17 protein-coding genes are annotated in these 21,764 nt (G+C 64.6%); 8 read left to right on the top strand and 9 right to left on the bottom strand.

From position 1 onward, the window contains the following. The first annotated feature begins 1 nt into the window (after position 1). Positions 2–2,788 carry a malto-oligosyltrehalose synthase gene (gene treY, locus IVB19_RS29990; RefSeq protein WP_247820472.1) on the top strand — a complete coding sequence of 929 codons (2,787 nt, stop codon included), beginning with the start codon at positions 2–4 and terminating at the stop codon, positions 2,786–2,788. 3 nt (positions 2,789–2,791) lie between these two features. On the opposite strand, the gene IVB19_RS29995 is transcribed toward treY, so the two are convergent. Further along, on the bottom strand, positions 2,792–3,109 hold the full coding sequence (locus IVB19_RS29995) for a polyhydroxyalkanoic acid system family protein (protein WP_085351913.1): 318 nt from the start codon (positions 3,107–3,109) through the stop codon (positions 2,792–2,794). A 186-nt stretch (positions 3,110–3,295) separates the two neighbouring features. On the opposite strand from IVB19_RS29995, the gene IVB19_RS30000 reads away from it, so the two are divergent. After that, positions 3,296–3,460 (top strand): DUF3309 family protein, encoded by a 165-nt coding sequence (locus tag IVB19_RS30000; RefSeq protein WP_007595743.1) that lies wholly within the window; start codon positions 3,296–3,298, stop codon positions 3,458–3,460. Positions 3,461–3,563: 103 nt separating this feature from the next. Here the strand turns inward: IVB19_RS30000 and ligD are convergent, their stop codons facing one another. Next, entirely contained in the window at positions 3,564–6,251 is a 2,688-nt protein-coding gene (ligD, locus tag IVB19_RS30005; protein WP_247475578.1) for a DNA ligase D, read from the bottom strand. A gap of 115 nt (positions 6,252–6,366) precedes the next feature. Between ligD and ku the strand changes: the two genes are divergently transcribed. Continuing rightward, positions 6,367–7,251 (top strand): non-homologous end joining protein Ku, encoded by an 885-nt coding sequence (gene ku / locus IVB19_RS30010; RefSeq protein WP_018454048.1) that lies wholly within the window; start codon positions 6,367–6,369, stop codon positions 7,249–7,251. A 144-nt stretch (positions 7,252–7,395) separates the two neighbouring features. Here the strand turns inward: ku and IVB19_RS30015 are convergent, their stop codons facing one another. The 6 genes from IVB19_RS30015 to IVB19_RS30040 all read right to left on the bottom strand — a co-directional run bounded on the left by IVB19_RS30015 (position 7,396) and on the right by IVB19_RS30040 (position 15,544). Further along, positions 7,396–8,085 (bottom strand): response regulator transcription factor, encoded by a 690-nt coding sequence (locus IVB19_RS30015; RefSeq protein ID WP_247475579.1) that lies wholly within the window; start codon positions 8,083–8,085, stop codon positions 7,396–7,398. Further along, entirely contained in the window at positions 8,082–10,805 is a 2,724-nt protein-coding gene (locus IVB19_RS30020) for a DUF4118 domain-containing protein (protein WP_085351915.1), read from the bottom strand. Before IVB19_RS30020 ends, IVB19_RS30015 begins: the two co-directional genes overlap by 4 nt. 37 nt (positions 10,806–10,842) lie before the next feature. Further along, complete coding sequence (locus IVB19_RS30025) at positions 10,843–11,445, bottom strand: K(+)-transporting ATPase subunit C (RefSeq protein ID WP_247820473.1); 603 nt, start codon at positions 11,443–11,445, stop codon at positions 10,843–10,845. 110 nt (positions 11,446–11,555) lie between these two features. Next, the gene (gene kdpB, locus IVB19_RS30030) at positions 11,556–13,670 is read right to left on the bottom strand and encodes a potassium-transporting ATPase subunit KdpB (RefSeq protein WP_247820474.1); all 2,115 of its coding nucleotides are present in this window, start codon (positions 13,668–13,670) and stop codon (positions 11,556–11,558) included. 49 nt (positions 13,671–13,719) lie between these two features. After that, positions 13,720–15,423 (bottom strand): potassium-transporting ATPase subunit KdpA, encoded by a 1,704-nt coding sequence (gene kdpA, locus IVB19_RS30035; protein ID WP_247820475.1) that lies wholly within the window; start codon positions 15,421–15,423, stop codon positions 13,720–13,722. 31 nt (positions 15,424–15,454) lie between these two features. Continuing rightward, positions 15,455–15,544 carry a K(+)-transporting ATPase subunit F gene (locus tag IVB19_RS30040; protein ID WP_018454042.1) on the bottom strand — a complete coding sequence of 30 codons (90 nt, stop codon included), beginning with the start codon at positions 15,542–15,544 and terminating at the stop codon, positions 15,455–15,457. A gap of 689 nt (positions 15,545–16,233) precedes the next feature. Between IVB19_RS30040 and IVB19_RS40790 the strand changes: the two genes are divergently transcribed. The 3 genes from IVB19_RS40790 to IVB19_RS30055 all read left to right on the top strand — a co-directional run bounded on the left by IVB19_RS40790 (position 16,234) and on the right by IVB19_RS30055 (position 18,971). After that, positions 16,234–16,500: a hypothetical protein gene (locus IVB19_RS40790; protein ID WP_524536708.1), complete on the top strand. Its 267-nt coding sequence runs from the start codon at positions 16,234–16,236 to the stop codon at positions 16,498–16,500. 214 nt (positions 16,501–16,714) lie between these two features. Beyond that, positions 16,715–17,350, top strand: coding sequence for a uracil phosphoribosyltransferase (gene upp, locus IVB19_RS30050; RefSeq protein WP_018454040.1), 636 nt, complete (start codon positions 16,715–16,717; stop codon positions 17,348–17,350). Between the two features lie 34 nt (positions 17,351–17,384). Continuing rightward, the gene (locus IVB19_RS30055) at positions 17,385–18,971 is read left to right on the top strand and encodes an AMP-binding protein (RefSeq protein ID WP_247475583.1); all 1,587 of its coding nucleotides are present in this window, start codon (positions 17,385–17,387) and stop codon (positions 18,969–18,971) included. Between the two features lie 69 nt (positions 18,972–19,040). Here the strand turns inward: IVB19_RS30055 and IVB19_RS30060 are convergent, their stop codons facing one another. Next, positions 19,041–20,207, bottom strand: a complete 1,167-nt coding sequence (locus tag IVB19_RS30060) for an acyl-CoA dehydrogenase family protein (protein WP_007613843.1) — start codon at positions 20,205–20,207, stop codon at positions 19,041–19,043. Between the two features lie 179 nt (positions 20,208–20,386). Between IVB19_RS30060 and IVB19_RS30065 the strand changes: the two genes are divergently transcribed. Then, the gene (locus IVB19_RS30065) at positions 20,387–20,890 is read left to right on the top strand and encodes a MaoC/PaaZ C-terminal domain-containing protein (RefSeq protein ID WP_018454038.1); all 504 of its coding nucleotides are present in this window, start codon (positions 20,387–20,389) and stop codon (positions 20,888–20,890) included. Then, positions 20,890–21,741: an HpcH/HpaI aldolase/citrate lyase family protein gene (locus IVB19_RS30070; protein ID WP_026232655.1), complete on the top strand. Its 852-nt coding sequence runs from the start codon at positions 20,890–20,892 to the stop codon at positions 21,739–21,741. The genes IVB19_RS30065 and IVB19_RS30070 overlap by 1 nt, the downstream gene beginning before the upstream one ends. The last annotated feature ends 23 nt before the right edge of the window (positions 21,742–21,764 follow it).

A 21,764-nucleotide genomic window follows, 5' to 3' on the forward strand; every position in this document is an offset into this window, starting at 1 on the left:
GATGCCTCCAGCCATTCCTCTCGCAACCTACCGGCTTCAGCTCACCGCGGATTTCGACTTCGACAAGGCCGCCGCGGTGGTGCCCTACCTGAAGGCGCTGGGAATCACGCATCTCTACACCTCGCCGGTGATGAAGGCCCGCAAGGGCTCGACGCACGGCTATGACACCGTCGACCACAGCCAGTTCAATCCGGAGCTCGGCGGCGAGGCCGGCTTCGCGCGGCTGAGCGAGGCGCTGACGCGACACGACCTCGGCCTCATCATCGACTTCGTACCGAACCATGTCGGCGTGCACTTCGCCGACAATCCCTGGTGGCTGGACGTGCTGGAATGGGGCCAGGCCTCGCCGCACGCCGTCTCCTTCGATATCGACTGGGATCAACTGGCCTTCCGCGCCCGCGGCGGCGTGCTGCTGCCGATCCTCGGAGCGTCCTATGGCGAAGCGCTCGAGAGCGGCGATATCGAGCTGCGCTACGATCCCAACGAAGGTAGTTTTTCCGCCTGGTATTTCGAACATCGATTGCCGATCGCGCCGGAGCGCTATGGCGAGGTGCTGCGGATGATCGTGAAGGACGCCGACGCCGCCGAGACCGAGACGGGCAAGCGCCTGCTGTCGCTCGCGGCGCGCTACACGGGACTGCGCCGCCCCAACCGCAAGGAAGCACCCGGCTTCAAGGCGGAGCTCAGGGAGATCGCAGGCAGCGCCGATATCATCGGGCGCGGCCTCGGCGCCTATCGCGCGGCCAAGGACCGTCCCGCGCAGACGCTGGCGCTGCATCATTTGCTGGAGCGCCAGCACTACAAGCTGGGGCACTGGCGGCTTGCCTCCAGCGACATCAACTATCGACGTTTCTTCGACGTCAACGGGCTCGCCGGCATGCGCGTCGAGGATCCCGGCACGTTCGCCGCCACGCACCGGCTGGTGAAGCAACTCATTGCCGACGGCAAACTGCAAGGCATCCGGCTCGATCATATCGACGGCCTGCGCGATCCCGCGCAATATTGCCAGCGGCTGCGCCGGCTGGTGCGCGACGCTCAGGGCACCACAAAGCCGTTCTATACGGTGATCGAGAAAATCCTGTGCGAGCACGAGCGCCTGCCGCATTTCGCCGGCGTCCAGGGCACCACCGGCTATGAGTGGATGAACGCCATCACTCACGTTCTGGTCGACGCCAAGGGGCTGGAGGCCATGGACGAGACCTGGCGACAGATCAGCAACCGGCCGCCGCGGCTCGCGCCTTACGTCAAGGATGCCAAACGGCGCGTGCTGGAGACGCTGCTGACCAGCGAATTCACGGTTCTGACGCGCCTGCTTGCGCGCATCGCCAACGGGCACTACTCGACCCGCGACTTTTCCGCCGACAGCCTGCGGCAGGCGCTCGAGCTCTATGTGCTGCATTTCCCGGTATACCGCACCTACCTCACGACAGGCGCGCCGACGGCGAACGATCGCAAGCTGATCGACGACACCATCGAGCAAGCGCGCCGGGAATGGTTCGCCGCGGACGAAGGCATTTTCGACTTCCTGCGCGACGCGCTCACCATGGACCTGCTCAAGCCTGGCCGTCCCCCGCACAGCGCCCCGCGGGTGCGCCGCTTTGCGCTGAAGGTGCAGCAATTCACCGGGCCGATGATGGCGAAGTCGCTGGAGGACACCGCCTTCTATCAATTCCACCGGCTGCTCGCCCTAAACGAGGTCGGCGGCGATCCCGCGAGCAAGGGCCTCACCATTCCCGCTTTCCACGACACCATGCAGGCCCGCGCCAGGGAATGGCCGCAAGGGATGACGGCGACCGCCACGCACGACACCAAACGTGGCGAGGACGCCCGGGCGCGGATCGCGGCCTTAAGTGAAATTCCCGGCGAATGGACCAGCGCCGTGGCACGCTGGAAAGTCCTGAACGCACCGCACCTCGCGCTCGACGGCAATCTGCGCGCTCCGTCGGCCACGTTCGAATACATGCTCTACCAGACCCTGCTCGGCGCCTGGCCGCTCGTGGAGCCGGCCGATGCCGGTTTCGTCGCGCGTATCCAGGCCTATGCGCTCAAGGCCGCGCGCGAGGGCAAGGAGGAGACCAGCTGGCTCAACCCGCACGAGGCCTATGAGAACGGCGTCAAGAGCTTCATCGCGAAGATCCTCGATCCCGCGCAATCAGGCGAATTCCTGGAGGCGCTGAACACGCTGGCTCGCCGCGTCGCGCTGCTCGGCGCGCTGAACGCGCTGAGCCAGCTCACGCTCAAGGCGACACTGCCGGGCGTGCCCGACTTTTACCAGGGCACCGAATTCTGGGATCTGTCGCTGGTCGATCCCGACAACCGCCGCCCGGTGGATTTTTCCGCGCGACACGCGGCGCTGGGCACGCTGGACAACCCGGATTGGAATCACCTGATCAAGAGCTGGCCGGACGGTCAGCTCAAGCTGGCCTGGACGCGGCACCTGCTCAAGCTGCGCAACGAGCTGCCCGACGTCTTCGCGCGAGGTGACTACCAGCCGCTTCAGGTGCGGGGCGCACATGCCGACCATGTCGTAGCGTTTGCCCGCCGCCACGGCCGGGCTGCGGCGATCGTCGTGGTCGGGCGCCAGTTCGCACCTTTCACGCAAGCAGGCCGCGAATGGCCGGCGTTCGATGGGGCCGACGCCACTATTGACGTCACGGGCTATAATGTGCCGGGTTTCGCCGGCAACGATCTGCCGCTCGCGCAGGCGCTTCGCGGTTTTCCCGCTTCGGTCATCCCCGCGCGCCCAGCGGGCGCGGCGAAGCCGGTGCGACAGCGCACCCGCGCTTGAACGCTAGCTTTTCCCGTCCTTGCCCAACAGCAGCTGGCCGCGCTTGCGAATCGTGGCCTGCGCCATCTCCGCAAAGCGCTGCAATAGCCAGGGCAGCACCACCTGCACCTTGACATGGTCGTCGGCGACGTCGACCTGCCCCGTCGCGATCTGCCCGAGCGCGCGGATGCGGAAATTCATGCTGTCGCCGCTCCAGCTCTCCTCCTCGACCTGCATCACGGGAATGCTCGCCGCAGCGCGGCCTAGCCCAGTCTTGAGCCGGCGCACCGCCTCCTCGCGGCCCAAGCGGTGGGGAATGGAGACGACAAGCGGTGCTGACATGGCTCTGCCCGGTTAGTGATTGAACCTCACATAGTCATGCCCGGCGGTACCACAAAGGTTCCATGCAAGTTGCGCGTGCACCCGGTGTTTCATTGGCGGAACTTTAGAACCTGCGGCAAGTTGCCCTCGCACCACGGGACAGGTTGCAAACGACCCTTCTAACGAAGGGCTGGAGGAGATTTCCGCATGTCTATCGGTACGATCATTCTGATCATTTTGGTCATCGCGCTGCTCGGCGGCTTCAGCGGCATCGGCGGCGGCCCGTTCTACGGCACCGGCTATTACGGCGGCGGCGGTCTCGGGCTCGTCATCGTGATCCTGCTGATCCTGCTCCTGCTGGGACGGATCTAGCCACCAAACGAAGATCTAGTAGGGTGGGCAAAGGCGCAATGCGCCGTGCCCACCTTTTTGCTCGGCTGAGAGAAGATGGTGGGCACGCTTCACTTTACCCACCCTACTTCGTTTTCCCGGCGAGCTTCTTGATCGCCGCCTTGATCGACGCGGCTGCATCGTCATAACCATCCCACGCCTTCGATCGCGCCAGCAAGCCGGGCACCGTCCGCACCGTGTACCGCTTCGGATCGAGGTCGCTCTTCACCTGCGCCCACGTGACCGGCATCGACACAGTCGCACCATCTCGCGCACGCGGCGACAGCGGCGCCACCGCCGTCGACATCCGATCGTTGCGCAGATAGTCCAGGAAGATCTTTCCGTTGCGCAGCTTCTTCGACATGTTGAGCAGATAGCGCTCGGGAGCGTCGTCCGCCATCCACTGGCAGACGCCTTGCGCGAAGGCCTTGGCCTCCTTCCAGCTCACCTGGTCGCGCGCGCCGTGACGCAGCGGGACCACGACGTGCAGACCTTTGCCGCCGGTGGTCTTGCAGAAGCTTTCCATGCCGATGTCGGTCAGCCGCTGCCGCATCTCCTTGGCGGCCTCAACGACCTCGGCGAAGACGACGTCGGGCGCGGGATCGAGATCGAACACCAGCCGGCCCGGGATATCGTAGGCGTAGGGCGCGCAATTCCAGGGATGCAGCTCGACGCCGCCGATCTGCGCCACGGCCGCGAGCCCTTCGATGCGGTCGATCTGCAAATAGGGCTTGCGGTCGCCGGAGACCCGCGCGAGCTCCAGAAGGTTCGAGGTGCCCTGCATGGCGTGGCGCTGGAAGAAGCATTCGCCCTTGATGCCGTCAGGGGCGCGGATCAGCGAGCACGGCCGGCCCTTGAGATGCACGATCATCCATTCGCCGACGGCTTCGAGGTAGCGCGCGAGATCCAGCTTGGTAACGGGATCGCCATTGCCGTCGTCCGGCCACAGCGCCTTGTCCGGCTTCGAGAGCACGACACCCATCACTTCGGCAGTGCCGGCTTGCGCTGTTCGTGCACCGGTCTTCGCTTGCGCGCGCGGCTTCGCGCGCTGCTTCGTCGAGGGCTCGGCAAGCTCGGTATCGACCGGTGTCTCGGCCTCGACCTCCTCCGCCGGCTTGTCCTGCCGCAGACCCTTGAAGGCGGCCTGGCGGATATTGCCGTCGGCAGTGAAGCCGGCGAACTCGATCTCCGCCACGAGCTCCGGCTTCAGCCAGTGCACCTCGCGCGTCTTTTTCGGTGCGTTCTTGCCGCCGAAGGGGCTTTGCTTCGCCTCCATAGCCTTCAAGGACGGCATGATGCGCTTGACCTTGTCCGCGCCGAAGCCGGTGCCGACCATGCCGACGAAGGCGAGATGATCACCGCGGTGCACGCCGGCCATCAGCGAACGGAATTTGCCATTGGTGGTCTTGTAACCGCCGATCACGACCTCATGGCCGGCGCGGCATTTTGCTTTGGTCCAGCTTTCTGTCCGCCCCGAACGATAGGGCGCGTCCAGCTTCTTCGACACCACGCCCTCGAGCTCGAGCTTGCAGGCGGATTGCAGCACGGCGTCGCCGCCGCTTTCGAAATGCTCGACATAGCGAATCTGGCTCGATTTGCGCTTACGCGCTTCCAGCAGCTCCTTCAACCGCGCCTTGCGCTCGCCGAGCGGCAGCCGGCGATAATCGAGGCCTTCCGCAAACAGCAGGTCGAACGCAAAGAAGATGAGCTCCTCGGTCTTGCCGTCCGACAGCGCCGCCTGGAGCGACGAAAAATTGGGTGCTCCATTGTGGTCGAGCGCGACGATCTCGCCGTCGACCATCATATCCGGCAGCGCGCCCGCCTCCTTCGCGATAGTTGCGAATTTTTCGGTCCAGTCGAGGCCTTTGCGCGTCTTCAACGTCGCCTTGCCGCCCTCGACCCGCAGCTGCACGCGGTAGCCGTCGAACTTGATCTCGTGGCACCAGCCGTCGCCGCCCGGCGGGCGCTCGACCGACGTACAGAGCTGCGGCGCCACGAAATCCGGCATCTCCGCCGCCTTGTTCGCGGTCGTCGCGGTCGTCGCTTTCTTCTTGACTGTTTTGCCGGTTTTCAACGCCGCGCGGGGCGCCGGCTTGACCGTGCGCTCTTTCGCCTCGTCCGCCCGGTTGGACTGCCAGACCGCGTCGGCCTTGGCCTTGGTGCCCTTCGCCAGCATGAACGGTTTTGGCGCACGGCCCTTGCCTTCGGCGATCTGATCCATCGCGCGGCCGGAGGCGACCGATTTGTCCTCCTCGAGAATGTCGTTGTCTGCGCCCTCGCGAACATATTCGTCGCGATGCTTGATCAGGAGCCAATTGGTCCGTTTGCCGCCGGTGCGGTCGTTGCGCATGCGCACCAGGACCCAGCTGCCGTGCAGCTTCTCGCCGTGCAGCGTGAACTTCAGATCGCCCTTCTTGAAACCGCGTTCGGGATCATCGGATTCCCAGGTGCCGCGATCCCACAGCATGACCGTGCCGCCGCCGTACTGGCCTTCCGGAATCGTGCCTTCGAAGTCGCCATAGTCGAGCGGATGGTCCTCGACCTCGACGGCCAGCCGCTTGTCGTGCGGATCGAGCGAGGGCCCTTTTGTCACCGCCCAGGACTTGAAGACGCCATCGAACTCGAGCCGCAGATCGTAGTGCAGCCGCGAAGCGTCATGCTTCTGAATCACGAAGCGGCGCTGCTTCGACGGCGCCACCGCGGTCTTGCCCGATGGCTCGGGCGTCTTCTCGAAATCACGTTTCTGTCGATACTTGGAGAGCTTTTGCAGCACGACTGGTCCCGGATTCTCTTGGCGTGAAGCCTATCACGGCCCGCATCCCACCCGGAACCAAAACCCCGCGGGACGGTTGGGGTTCCAAAATGACTCGCAGACGCTGGAGAACGGAATGGCACCGCGCGCCTATTGGAAGGGAACGTTGAAGCTCTCGCTGGTCAGTTGCCCCGTTGTGCTTTATCCGGCGACCACCGCGGCCGAGAAGACGCGGTTTCACATGATCAACCGGGAGACCGGCAACCGGTTGAAGCAGCAGATGATCGACGCCGAGACCGGCGACGTCGTCGAGAGCGACCAGAAGGGGCGCGGCTACGAGCTGCGCAAGGGCAAATATGTCGAGATCGAGCCGGAGGAGCTCGAAGCGGTCCAGATCGAGAGCAACCACACCATCGACATCGAGAGCTTTGTGCCGAGCGACGAGATCGACCAGCGCTATCTCAACCACCCCTACTACATCGCGCCCGACGGCAAGGCCGCGGTCGATGCTTTTGCCGTGATCCGCGACGCCATGAAGGACCAGGATCGCGTCGCGCTCGCCAAGATCGTGCTCACCAATCGCGAGCACATCATCGCGATCGAGCCGCTCGGCAAGGGCCTGCTCGGCACCACGCTGCGCTTCCCCTACGAATTGCGCGACGAGGACCAGTTCTTCGACGACATCAAGAGCCCGAAGATCACCAAGGACATGGTTGAGCTCGCCGGCCATATCCTCCAGACCAAGACCTCCCATTTCGATCCCAGCAAGTTCAAGGACGACTACGAGACCGCGCTGAAGGCCCTGGTGAAGCGCAAGGCCAGCGGCAAGACAATCGAACTGCCGGAGCCCGAGGAGAAGCCGAGCAATGTGGTCAGCCTGATGGATGCGCTGAAGCAGAGCTTGAAGGGACGCGGCGGGAAGAAGACGGCGGCGAAGTCCCATGCGCGCCGGGCGTCGGGGCGAACGGGCGCCGCGAAGAAGACGCATCGGTCGACAGCGCGGCAGAGGAAGGCGGGTTAGCTCTCCACCGCGCACCTCACTCTCTTCCCTCATGGTGAGGAGGCGCGAAGCGCCGTCTCGAACCATGCAGGCCTCGCTGCAACAGTCGGGACCTTCATCCTTCGAGACGCGCGTTCCGCGCTCCTCAGGATGAGGGATGCAGCGTCAATCCCCCGCCTTCAGCCGATAGCCGATCCCCGTCTCCGTCAGCACATGTTGCGGCCGTTCCGGATCCGCTTCGATCTTTTGCCGGAGCTGGCGGACATAGACGCGGAGATATTGCGCGTCGGTCAGCTCGTCCCATAACTCCCTCAGCAGGAAGCGGTGGGTGAGCACCTTGCCGGCGTGCTGCACCAGCACACGCAGGAGGTCATATTCCTTCGGCGACAGTTTGACGTCGCGCTCGCCGACCCTGACGACCCGGCGCACCAGATCGACCGAGAGATCGCCGGCACGAAACACCGGCCGTTCGCCCTGGATCTGAAGCTGGTGCCGCAGCGCGGCGCGCAGGCGCGCCAGCAGCTCGTCCATGCCGAACGGCTTTGTCAGATAATCGTCGGCCCCGAGATCGAGCGCCTCCACCTTGCCGGCTTCGTCGCCACGGCTCGACAGTACCACGATCGGCACAGCTTCATTGCGGGCGCGGATGGTGCGCAGCAGCTCGTGGCCCTGAATGTCAGGCAGGCCGAGATCGAGGATGATCAGCGCGGGACCCTCGCTGAGCTTCTCCAGCGCGGTCTTGCCGTTCGACGCCTCCAGGATCTCATAGCCTTGCGTCGAGAGCCCCATCCGCAGCAATTTGCGGATCGGCGGCTCGTCGTCGATGACCAGCACCTTGATCGGGGCTGCGCTCATGCGGCGGTATCCAATGCGTGGGTCCGGGCCGGAATGGGCAGACGGATGGTCAGAACCGCGCCGCTCCGGTCGCTGCGATTCGCGGCCGAGATCGTGCCACGCATCGCCTCGACGAAGCCGCGGGAGATGGCGAGCCCGAGCCCGGTACCGGGACGGACATGATCGCCCTTCCGCGCGCGATAAAACTTGTCGAACACGCTCTCGAGCTCCTCGGACGGAATACCCTCGCCCTCATCGGTAATCTGGAGCACCACATGATCGCCGTCGCGCCGGCTGCGAATCGAGACCGTCGCGTGGGGCGGCGAATATTTGGCGGCGTTGTCGAGCAGGTTGAACAGCACCTGCTCGAACAGCACCGCATCGAGCTGGAGCATGGGAAGGTCTGCGGCCGACTCCAGCTCCACCTTGTGGGCGGTGAGGATCTTGGCTGCCCGCCGGAGCGCGCTGCCGACGATCTCTCCGAGATCGTGCAACGCAGCGTTGGGCACGATGGCGCCGGATTCGAGCTTGGTCATGTCAAGCAGATTGGCAATGAAGCGGTTGAGCCGTTCGGATTCGTCGATCACGGTGGCGAGCAGGTCGCGCTTCTCGGTGTCGGAGAGCGCGCTGGCGAGATCGCGCATGGTCGAGGCCGCACCCAGCACGGATGCGAGCGGCGTCTTCAGGTCGTGCGAAATCGACGTCAACAATGCGGAACGCAGCCGCTCGGATTCGACGGAGCGCTTGACGCGATCGACGTCCTCGACCAGCAGCACGCGCTCGATTGCCAGCGCACCCTGGTCGACCAGCGCATCGAGCAGCCGGCGCTGGTCCGGCGTCAGCAAGGGACCGGTGCGGTCGTTGTCGATCCCGATGACCCCGATCGGGCCGCGCCCGGTGCGCATCGGCAGGAATAGCCGTTTTGCACCAGGCAGCGTGTCCGAGCCGCGGCCTGCAGGCCGGTCATTGCTCCAGGCCCAGTTGGCGGCCGCAAGGTCGGCCTGATCGAGATCGTCCTCGGGCGGATAGCCCGACTTCACCGTGAGCAGCCCTTCGTCCGGCAACAGCAGCACCACGCGGACTTTCAGCATCAGCGCGATCTGGTAGGCGGTCGCCCACAGCACGTCGTCGAGCGTGCCGGTGCCGGCGAGCTTGCGGCTGAAAGCATAGAGCTGCTCGGTGGTCCGGATGCGGCCGATCGCAGCATCAGCCTGGGTGCGGACCCGCCCCGCCACATTCGACACCACAAACGCAATCAGCATGAAGAAAAAGAACGCCGCGACATTGGTCGGATCGGTAATGGTGAAGGTATAGACCGGCGGCAGGAAGAAGAAATTGTAGGCGAGGGACGCCGCGACACTCGCAAGCAACGACGGCCACAATCCGTAGCGCACGGCAACCGTCACCACGGCGGTCAGAAACATCAGGTCGACGTTTTCAATGCCGAAATACGGCTTGATCGCCACGGCGGCAGCGAGGCCAAGCGCGGTGATCCCGACCGCCTTCAGATAGGGCCGCCCATCGAACGGGTCCGATCGCGTTGCGGTCTGTACCGCCGTCTTCGGCGGCGGCTCGTTCGTGAATTCGTCGCCAGGGATGACATGCACGCTGATGTTACCGGCGCGGCGCACCAGATCGTGCACGACGGAGCCGCGCGTCATCTCGAACCAGAGCGAGCGCGTGGACTTTCCGATCACGATCTGGGTGACGTTGTTGCCCTGCGCGAAGTTGACCACGTCGTCGGCGAGGCGGCGGCCGACGCCCGGAATCGTCAGTGCCTCGCCGCCGAGCGATTCCGCGAGCCGCAGCGTATCGGCGAGCCGGTCGCGCTCCTCATCGGACATTTGCAGGGACCGCCGCGTCTCGATCGACACCGCGATAAACGGCGCGTGCAGCCGGTCGGCCAGCCGCTTGGTGTAACGCACGAGGCTGGCCGCGCGCGGATCTTCGCTGATGCAGACGAGGATGCGCTCGCCTGCGGCCCAGGGACCGGCGATCGCGTTCGCCTGCATGTGGCTGAGTAGCTGCTCGTCGACCCGTTCGGCCGTGCGCCGCAGCGCGAGTTCACGCAGCGCGGTCAGGTTGCCCGGCGAGAAATAATGCTCCAGCGCCCGCTCGGCCTGCCTGGGGACATAGACCTTGCCTTCCTTCAGGCGCTGGATCAGGTCGTCGGGCGTGAGGTCGATCAGCTCGATGGCGTCTGCGCGGTCGAACACCGAATCCGGCACGGTCTCGCGCACCCGCACATGGGTGATCTGCGCGACAACGTCGTTCAGGCTCTCGATGTGCTGGATATTGACGGCGGTGTAGACGTCGATGCCGTGGGACAGCAGCTCCTCGACATCGAGATGGCGTTTTGGATGGCGGCAAAGGGGAGCATTGGTGTGGGCGAGCTCGTCGACCAGCGCGATTTTCGGCCGGCGCGCGATCACGGCGTCGAGATCCATTTCTTCGACAATCTGGCCGCGGTAGTCGAGCTTCTTGCGCGGGATCACTTCCAGCCCACGCACCAGCGCCTCTGTCTCGGCCCGGCCATGGGTCTCGACGAAGCCGACCACGAGGTCGATGCCGGCCTTGCGCTTGGCGTGGGCGCTTTGCAGCATCTCGTAGGTCTTGCCGACGCCGGGAGCGGCGCCGACGAAGATTTTCAGCTTGCCGCTCACGCCCTCCTCCCGGCGCGCGGCCTCCAGCAGCGCCTCGGGCGAAGGACGTTGTTCGGGATCGCGGCGCTCTCGGACCATCAGATCAATATAATCATCCGCGCGGACATAGCCTAGACTACTTCGTGGCACGATCGAGCGCGAGATTCAGAGTCAGCACGTTGACCCGGGGCTCGCCGATCAGGCCGAGCAGGCGGCCCTGGGTGTTGGAAGCCACCAGTTGCTTGACCTGATCCTCCGGCACGTTTCGCTCCTTCGCGACGCGCGGCACCTGGAATTGCGCCGCTTCCGGCGAGATATCCGGATCGAGGCCACTGGCTGAGGTCGTCACGAGGTCGACCGGCACGGCGGCATTCGGATTCTCGCCCCTGAGCTTGTCCACGTCTTCCTGCAGCCGGTCGGCCAGCGCCTTGCTGGTCGGGCCGAGATTTGAGCCACCCGAATTCGCGGCGTTGTAGGGCGCCGGTACCGTCTTGGTCGAATCGTTCGGATTCGGCGCCACCGTCGCCGAGGGACGGCCGTGGAAATATTTGTCGTCCTTGAACTCCTGCCCGATCAGGGCGGAGCCGACCACCTTGCCGTCGCGCTCGATCAGGCTGCCCTGCGCCTGCGCGGGGAAGATCGCGCCGGCAATAGCGGTCATCGCGAGCGGATAGGCTAAGCCAGTGATGGCGGTGAGCACCAGCAGCAGGACGATGGCGGGGCGGATTTCTCTGAGCATGTGTTTCTCCTATTTCTTTCGTCATTGCGAGGGGCGAAGCGACGAAGCAATCCAGTCTCTCAGCCGCGGCAAGAATTCTGGATTGCTTCGCTTCGCTCGCAATGACGGGGTTAGGCCAAATGCAAAGCGGTCACCACGAGGTCGATCGCCTTGATGCCGATGAAGGGAATGACGATTCCGCCGAGGCCGTAGATCAGCAGGTTGCGCCGGAGCAGTGCGCCGGCCCCGACCGCGCGATAGGCGACGCCCTTCAGCGCCAGCGGGATCAGCGCGATGATAACAAGCGCGTTGAAGATGATCGCCGACAGGATGGCGCTCTGCGGGCTCGACAGATTCATGATGTTGAGCACATTGAGCTGGGGGTAGAACGCCAGGAACATCGCCGGGATTATCGCGAAATATTTCGCGACGTCGTTGGCGATCGAGAATGTAGTCAGCGCGCCGCGCGTCATCAGGAGCTGCTTGCCGATCTCGACCACCTCGATCAGCTTGGTCGGATTGGAGTCGAGGTCGACCATGTTGCCGGCCTCGCGAGCCGCCTGGGTGCCCGTGTTCATGGCGACACCGACATCTGCCTGCGCGAGCGCCGGCGCATCGTTGGTGCCGTCGCCGCACATCGCCACCAACTTACCCTTGGCCTGCTCGTCGCGGATCAGCTTGAGCTTGTCCTCGGGAGTTGCCTGCGCCAGGAAGTCGTCGACGCCGGCCTCCGCTGCAATCGCGGCGGCCGTCATGGGATTGTCGCCGGTAATCATGACGGTGCGGATGCCCATGCGTCGCAGCTCGGCAAAGCGCTCGCGGATGCCGCCCTTGACGATGTCCTTGAGCTGGATGACGCCGAGCAGCTTGCCGTCCTTGGCGACCGCCAGCGGCGTGCCGCCGGCCTTCGATATCTCGTCGGCAATGGTCTGGATCTCGCGGCCGATGTCCGAGAGCCCGGCGGGCTGGATGGAACGAGCCGTGTTGCCGGAGGCGACCACCAGCGGCGCACCGCCACCGACATAGTTGAGGATCGCATCGACCGCGCCCTTGCGCACCGACGAGCCGCCGGCATCGACGCCGCTCATGCGGGTCAGCGCCGTGAACGGGATGAAGGTGGCTCCCAACTCGGCCATGTCGCGGCCACGGATACTGTATTTTTCCTTGGCCAGCACCACGATCGAACGGCCCTCCGGGGTCTCGTCGGCGAGCGAGGCGAGCTGGGCCGCGTCCGCGAGCTCCTGCTCGGTGACCCCGCGCACCGGGCGAAAGGAGGTCGCCTGGCGGTTGCCGAGCGTGATCGTTCCGGTCTTGTCGAGCAGTAGCGTGTCGACGTCTCCGGCGGCCTCGACCGCACGGCCGGACATCGCCAGCACGTTGAAGCGGACCAGACGGTCCATGCCGGCGATGCCGATCGCCGACAGCAGTGCGCCGATCGTGGTCGGGATCAGCGTCACGAACAGCGCAACCAGCACAACCACCGAGATCGAGCCGCCGGCATAGGCCGCGTAGCTCGGGATGGTGACGGTGGCGAACACGAAGATGATGGTGAGGCCCGCCAGCAGGATGTTGAGCGCGATCTCGTTCGGAGTCTTCGCCCGCTCGGCGCCCTCGACCAGCTTGATCATACGGTCGATGAAGGTCGAGCCCTGCGCTGCCGTGATCCGCACGCGAAACCAGTCGGACAGCACCTGGGTGCCGCCGGTCACCGCCGAACGGTCGCCACCGGATTCGCGGATCACGGGTGCGGACTCGCCGGTGATGGCGGCCTCGTTGACGGACGCGACGCCCTCGATCACCTCGCCATCGGAGGGAATGGTATCGCCGGCCTCGACCAGCACGATGTCGCCGACCTTGAGGCGGGTGCCGGGCACCAACTTGAAGGTGCGGTCAGAGCCGGTCAGTAGCTTGGCCTGGCTCTCGGTGCGGGTCTTGCGCAGCGATTCCGCCTGCGCCTTGCCGCGGCCTTCTGCTACCGCTTCGGCGAAGTTGGCAAACAGCACCGTAAACCAGAGCCAGACGATGATCTGGAAGGTGAAGCCGAGATTCTCACCGGCGGTGAGGAGATCGCGCAGGAAGATCACAGTGGTGAGCGCGGCCACGATCTCGACCACAAACATCACCGGATTCTTGATCATCAAGCGCGGATCGAGCTTGATGAAGGACGCGCGGATCGCAGGCACGACGATCTTGGGATCGAGCATCGCCGAGACGGACGCGCGTTTTTGCAGTTTCGTGGTATCCATGGAGGTCACTCCAAACAATCAGAAGGCGGTCGATCAGAACACTAGTCGTTCAGAACACCTGGCCGGCGTTCATCGCGAGATGCTCGACGATGGGGCCGAGGGCGAGGGCCGGGAAGAAGGTGAGGCCGCCGATGATCAGGATCACGCCGACGACGAGGCCGACGAACGGCCCGCCCGTGGTCGGGAGGGTGCCCGCGGACGGCGGGATCGATTTCTTGGCGGCCAGCGAACCCGCGATCGCCATCGCCGGGATGATCATGAAGAAGCGGCCGACGAACATCGCGCTTGCGAGCGTGAGATTGTAGAAGAAGGTGTTGCCGGTGAGGCCCGCGAAGGCCGAGCCGTTGTTGCCGGTCGCCGAGGTGAAGGCATAGAGCACCTCGGTGAAGCCATGCGGCCCGGCATTCGCCATCGAGGCGACCGCCGCCGGATAGACCACGCCGACCGCGGTCCATCCCAGATACATCAGCGGCAGCACCAGGATCGCGAGCATCGCCATCTTCACTTCGCGCGCCTCGATCTTCTTGCCGACATACTCCGGCGTGCGGCCGACCATCAGGCCTGCCACGAAGATCGCGAGCACGACGAACAGCAGCATGCCATAAAGGCCGGCGCCGACCCCGCCGACGATGATTTCGCCGAGCTGCATATTGATCAGGGGAATCATGCCGCCGAGCGCCGTGAAGCTGTCATGCATGGCGTTGACCGCGCCACAGGAGGCGGCCGTCGTGATCACCGCGAACAGGGAGGACGCGACGATGCCGAAGCGAACCTCCTTGCCTTCGATGTTGCCGCCGGTCAGGCCGAGCGCGTGCAGGGTCGAAGTACCGTTGGCTTCCGCCCAATAGGTGATGGCGACACCGGCGACGAACAGCACACCCATCACGGACAGGATCGCCCAGCCCTGGCGCTGGTTGCCGACCATGCGGCCGAACACGTTGGTCAGCGCCGCACCCAGAACGAAGATCGACAGCATCTGCACGAAGTTCGACAGCGCGGTTGGATTTTCGAACGGATGCGCCGCATTGGCGTTGAAGAAGCCGCCGCCATTGGTGCCGAGCATCTTGATCGCGACCTGGGAGGCGACCGGGCCGACCGCGATGGTTTGCTTGGCACCCTCGAGCGTGGTGGCCTCGACATAGTCACCGAGCGTCTGCGGGATGCCCTGCCAGACCAGGAACAGCGTATAGACAATACCGATTGGCAACAGCACATAGAGGCTGCAGCGGGTGACGTCGACCCAAAAATTTCCGACGGTGCGCGCCGACGCGCGCGAGAAGCCGCGGATCAGGGCGACCGCCAGCGCGATGCCGGTTGCCGCCGACAAGAAGTTCTGGTGCGTCAAGCCGAGCATCTGCACGAGATCGGACAGCGTGCTCTCTCCACCGTAATTCTGCCAGTTGGTGTTGGTGATGAAGGAGATCGCGGTGTTGAAGGAGAGATCCGCGGCGACAGCGCTTTGGCCGGCCGGATTGAACGGCAGGACGGCCTGCAACCGCATCACGCCGTAGATGATGAGGAAGCCGCCGACATGGAAGAACAGCATGGCGACCGTATAGGTCAGCCAATGCTGCTCGCGCTTCTCGTCGACGCCGGCGAACCAGTAGATGCCGGCCTCGATCGGACGCAGCACCGGAGACAGGAAGGTCCGCTCGCCGTTGAACACGCGCGTCATGTACCAGCCGAGCGGTTTTGTGAGCGCGACGGTAATGACGCAAAAGAGAATGATCTGGAGCCAACCGATCATAGTCATGATATCAACCCTTCAGGCTTCGTGAGCACGGTCAGAACCGCTCGGGCCGCAGCAGCGCGTAAGTGAGGTAGAACAGGAGGCCGAGCGAAACGGCGCCGGCGAGCGAATAATCGAAGATCATGGCCGCTCCTTCAAAGCCGTTCGCAGGCGTAGGTGTAGCCAATCGCAAGGGCGAAGAAGCCGAAGCCCAGCGCCAGCATCAGAATGTCCATCATGGAGATACTCCTCGTTGCGCCATTGATTTGGACGCAACCGTTTCTCGGGAGACCCGGTCGGCGCGTGAAAGGAAATGCCAGTGCATTTCCACCGCGCCCACCGGGACCTTTGACCGTGCTGAAGTGCCACCCCAGGCATAGGTTTTCGAGACGAGGGCCGTGGCGAAGTTATAGGAATCTCATAAAAGGCCGAGGCTGGCCTGGTCGGACAACGCTCGCGAGGCACATCACATCGTCGTCCCGGCGAAGGCGGAGAATGGCGCGCGACCGCCCCCATCCCGCACTTATGAAATCCCTATATCTCCCGCCCCGCCCCCATCTCGTTTTCAAATGCCGTTTTGGCCATCTTGGAGAGGCCGGCCGACTGACCGACGCCACCTCCAGGAGGCCTGACATGACCACCGCCGCTCTCCGACACTACGATCCACCGTCACTTGGCAACCGCTTGCGCAATGCGCAGGTGATGACGCGAACCGTTGATGCTCGAGATCATCGACAAGGCGTGTCGGCACTTCCCTTCGCTCGGACAGATCGAGCCCACCGCGCGCGTCACGCGCCTGATCGAAGCAGAGGCCTGGGCCGATGCCGCGCACTGATGGAGCTGGAGCTGCCGCTCTGGCAAGTCCGCCGCATCGCCTATGACGAGGGTGAATGGCATTGCGCTCTCTCGCGCGAGCGCGAATTGCCGGACTGGCTCGACGCCGCGGTCGAGGCGCGCTACTCCGATCTCGCGCTCGCACTGCTGTCGGCTTTCATCGAGGGTCGGGCATTGGCCCTGGAAGTTTCGCGTCCGAGCGTTCCCACTGTTCGTCCCGCGCCTGACCCGCTCTACGAGCCGGTCGGCAGCGAAAATTTCGGCTAGTGGGCGCGGTCCTGACACTCGTCATCACACTCGTGGCGCGCGGACTCGGAGCATAAACCGTCACGCCCATCGACCGCGAATTGACCATGGCTGCCTACGGGGCGAGCAACCGGCTCCGCAGCGCGGTCGCGACGCCCGGCTGAAGGCACGTCTCCCGCACCAAAAACACTCGGCCGATCTGGCGCAGTTTCACGGAACCGTGTAGATCGGTTTCATGAGCATCAGCAACGTCAACGTGGTCGCCCATCCCCTGGTCCAGCACAAGCTCTCCCTGATGCGGGAGAAGGACCGCTCGACCAAGAGCTTTCGCGAAATCCTGAACGAGATCGGGATGCTGCTCGGCTACGAGGTGACGCGCGACCTGCCGCTGGAGCTGGTCGAGATCGAGACGCCGATTGCGCCGATGCGGGCGCCCAAGATCGCCGGCAAGAAGCTCACGCTGGCGCCGATCCTGCGCGCCGGCGTCGGCTTCCTCGACGGCATGCTGGCGTTGATGCCCTCGGCGCGCATCGCTCATATCGGGCTCTACCGCGATCCTGATACGTTGCAGGCCGTGGAGTATTATTTCAAGGCGCCGCAGGACCTGTCGGACCGCACCGTGATCCTGATGGATCCGATGCTGGCGACCGGCAACTCGGCCTGCGCCGGCGCCTCGCTGCTGAAGGCGCGCGGCGCCCGCGACATCCGCTTCGTCTGCCTTCTGGCCGCGCCTGAAGGTATCGCGCAGTTCCAGAGCGAGCATCCGGACGTGCCGGTCTGGACCGCCGCGATCGACGAGCGGCTCAACGACCACGGCTACATCGTGCCGGGGTTGGGCGACGCCGGCGACCGGATGTTCGGCACCAAGTAGACAGGTTCGCGCGATCGGGTTAGTCCGGTTGCAAATGAGCGCCAATGAATTCTCGCTGCAATCGCTGATCCGGGCCGAGGCGGCCGCTGATCCCGCCTTCGTGTTCGACGGCACGCTGGTTTCGCGCGCCGAATTCTCGGAACAGATCGAGCAGACCGCCGCCTGGCTTGCCGCGCGCGGTATCGGCAAGGGCGACGTCGTCGCGGTCTGGCTGGTTAACCGGATCGAATGGATCGCACTGCTGTTCGCCGCCGCCCGGCTCGGGGCCATCGTTGCCGCCGTCAATACGCGCTACCGCAGCGCGGAGGTCGCGCATCTCCTGAAGCTGTCCGGCGCCAGGCTGATGGTGATCGAAGCCGCGTTCCGCTCGATCGACTTTGCCGCTATTCTCGCCGACGTCGCCAAGGACGAGGTGCCTGCGCTGCGAGAGCTTGCAGTTGTGGGCGCGGATGAGATTCCCGCCCAATGGCCATGCGTGCGCTTCGATGCCTTCGACAAGCCCCATCCGCCGGCTCCGCCTGCGGAGGAGGACGTCGATCTGCCTTTGCTGCTCTACACGACATCGGGCACCACCAAGGGACCGAGGCTTGTCGCGCATTCGCAGCGAACGCTGGCCACGCACGCCGCTGCCGTTGCCAAGGCGCTCAAACTCTCGCCGCAGCGCCATGCGCTGCTGGCAATGCTGCCGTTCTGCGGCACTTTTGGAATGACGAGCCTGCTCGGCTTCGTCGCAGCGGGCGCGACCGTCCATGCGCTCGATATTTTCGAGGCGGCGCCGGCGCTGAAGATTCTCCGCCAGCGCGCGATCACGCACGCCTTTGGCTCGGACGAGATGTTCCGCCGCATCCTCGCCCTCACCGACGCGCCGCATCCGTTTCCGCATCTCGAAGTCTGCGGCTTTGCCGCGTTCCAGCCCGGCTGGCGCGAACTCGCCGCGGAGGCCCAGGCGCGCGGCATGTCCCTGTTCGGCCTCTACGGTTCGAGCGAGGTTCAGGCGCTGTTCTCGATCGCACGCTCAAGTGATGGCTTCGCCGATCGCATCGAGGGCGGCGGCTGGCCGATGTCGCCGGAGGCCAAGGTCCGCGTGCGCGACACCGAGACCGGCGAACTCGCCCCTCGCGGCGTCTCCGGCGAGATCGAGATCCGTGCGCCATCACTCTTTCTCGGCTACTACAACAATCCCGACGCGACGCGCGACGCCTTCACCGCGGACGGCTTCTTCCGCACCGGCGATATCGGCCGGCTGCGCGGCGACGGCTCCTTCGTCTACGAAACCCGCGCGGGCGACGCCATGCGGCTCGGCGGCTTCCTTGTCGCGCCCGGCGAGATCGAGGACGAACTCAAATCGTGCGCTGGCGTGGCCGACGCCCAGGTCGTCGCGGTCGATCTGAAGGGAAACGCACGCTGCGTTGCCTTCGTGATCCCTGCTCGGGAAACCCACCACGAGCCGCCGCGGCAGGACGCGTTGACCGCGCGCCTGCGCGAGCGGCTCGCCGGCTACAAGGTCCCGGCGCGGATCTATGTCGTGGAGGCCTTCCCCGTCACCGACAGCGCCAACGGCGTCAAGATCCAGCGCGCCCGACTTCGGGCCATGGCGATGGAGCGGATCGCGGCCGAATAGCTCTGCCGTAGCGCGTCGCGGTGATCGGGCGCGAATATCGCGGCGCCCGGCAATGGTACGTGTTCGAGTTTAGTATGACTTGGCCAGTCCAAGCACCTTTTCCGCGATGAAGCTCAGCGCAAGCTGCGGGCTGACCGGCGCGATGCGCGGAATCAGAACTTCACGCAAGTAACGCTCGACGTGAAACTCCTTGGCATAGCCAAAACCGCCATGGGTCATCACCGCCTGCTCGCAGGCGTGATATCCGGCCTCACCCGCAATGTATTTCGCGGCATTGGCGGCGCCACCGCAAGGCATGCCCTTGTCGTATTGCCAGGCCGCCGACATCACCATCAACCAGGCCGCCTCGAGCTCGACCCAGTTTACAGCCAGCGGATGCTGAATGCCCTGGTTCTTGCCGATCGGCCGGTTGAACACCACGCGGGTCTTGGCGTATTCGGTCGCGCGCGACAGCGCGAGCTTGCCGAGGCCGACGGCTTCCGCGGCGATGAGAATGCGCTCGGGGTTCATGCCTTCGAGAATGTACTGGAAGCCTTTGCCCTCTTCGCCGATGCGATCCTCCATCGGGATTTCAAAGTCCTCGAAGAACAGCTCGTTGGAATCGACGACCTTGCGGCCCATCTTCTCGATCTCGTGGACCTTGATCCTGTTGCGGTCGAAGTCCGTATAGAACAGGCTCAGCCCATGCGTCGGCGAGCGCACGTCCTCCAGCGGCGTGGTGCGCGCCAGCAGCAGGATCTTGTGCGCGACCTGCGCGGTGGAGATCCACACCTTCTGGCCGTTGACGATATAGCGGTCGTTCTTGGCCACCGCTCGGGTCTTGAGCTGTGTGGTGTTGAGGCCGGTGTTGGGCTCGGTCACGGCAAAGCACGCCTTCTCGCGGCCCTCGACCATCGGCGGCAGCATGCGCTTGCGCTGTTCCTCGGTGCCGAACACGACCACGGGATTGAGACCGAACACGTTGATGTGCACCGCGGAGGCGCCGGACATGCCGGCGCCGGATTCCGCGATGGCGCGCATCATGATCGCGGCTTCGGTGATGCCGAGGCCGGAGCCGCCATATTCCTCCGGCACGCAGATGCCGAGCCAGCCGGCGTCCGCCATGGCCTTGTGAAAGTCGTGCGGGAAGCCGCCGTCGTGGTCCTTCTTCAGCCAATAGGCGTCGGGAAAGTCTTCGCAAACCTTTGCGACGGCGTCGCGAATGGCTTCCTGCTGAGCGGTGAGCGCGAAATCCATATTCTTGATCTCCTTCTTGGGAGAAGCGAACGCGCAATCTCCCCCTCGTCGCGTTCCCCACGCGAAGGCCGTGGCGGATTGGTGCGCCCGAACGTGCCTTCGCTTGCGTTCTTTAACTTGAAAAGCAGGGTACAGATACGTGAATTTCCCTATCAACTGTGTGTAGCATGCATAGGGTCATGCGGCGCGAGGATGCGAGCGCGCCGTTATTTCGCAGGGAGGAAACCGCGATGGCCGGACTTTATTTCGAGGAGTTTTCGGTGGGCCAGGAGTTCAGGCATCCCCTGACGCGGACCGTCACGGAGATGGACAACACCCTGTTCAGCCTGCTGACGCTCAATCCGCAGCCGCTGCACATCGACGCACATTTTTCGGCCCAGACCGAGTTCGGCCAGCGCATTTTCAACAGCCTTTACACCCTCGGCATCATGATCGGCATGACGGTCTATGATACGACCATGGGGACCACCGTTGCCAATCTCGGCATGACGGACGTCACTTTTCCGAAACCGGTCTTCCATGGCGATACGCTGCGGGCGACGACAAAGGTGCTTTCGTTGCGGGAATCCAAATCGCGCCCCAAGGCGGGCATCGTCGAGTTCGAGCACCACGCTCTCAACCAGAACGACGAGATCGTCGGCAAATGCCGCCGCATGGCGATGATGCACAAGAGGCCGGTCTGATGCGTTCGATGCTGTTCGTGCCGGGCGACTCCCCGCGCAAATTCGAGAAGGCCAGCGAAGGCAACGCCGACGCGCTGATCATCGATCTCGAAGATTCCGTCGTCACCGACAAGAAGCCGGAGGCGCGCGGGTTGACACTGACGATGCTGAAGGGCCGCAACAAGCCCCACCAGCTCTATGTCCGCGTCAACGCGCTCGACACCGGCATGACGCTCGCCGACCTTGCCGCGGTGATTCCGGGCCAGCCCGACGGCATCGTGCTGCCGAAATCGCAGGGCGGCGACGACGTGCGACAGGTCGCGACCTGGCTGGAAGCTTTGGAAGCTGCGGCTGGTATCGCCATTGGCTCAACACGCATCGTCTGCGTCGCGACCGAAACCGCAGCTTCGATCTTCGGGCTCGGCAGCTACAAGGGCTGCTCTCCTCGCCTCGCGGGCCTGATGTGGGGCGCGGAAGATCTCTCGGCCTCGCTCGGCGCGACTGAGAAAGCGGCGGGCGGCGTGTTCCACAGCCCTTATCGTCTGGCCCGCGATCTCTGCCTGATGGCGGCCGCCGCGGCCGAGGTCGCGCCGATCGACACCGTCTTTACCGACATCGACAATCTCACCGGACTCGAACAGGAAACGCGCGCGGCGCGGCGTGACGGTTTTTCGGCGAAAGCGCTGATCCATCCCAAGCACGTCGACGTGGTCAACGCGGCGTTCGAGCCGACCGAGGCCGAGCGCAATTGGGCCGAGAAGGTGATCGCGGCGTTCGCGAGCAATCCGAACTCCGGCACGCTGCGCCTCGACGGCCAGATGATCGACAAGCCGCATCTTCGCGCCGCAAAGAAGATCCTCGGCCAGAGTTAGATCAGGACGCCGCGCTGCGACAG

The organism is Bradyrhizobium sp. 187 (genome assembly GCF_023101005.1).
Taxonomy (GTDB): Bacteria; Pseudomonadota; Alphaproteobacteria; order Rhizobiales; family Xanthobacteraceae; genus Bradyrhizobium; species Bradyrhizobium canariense_D.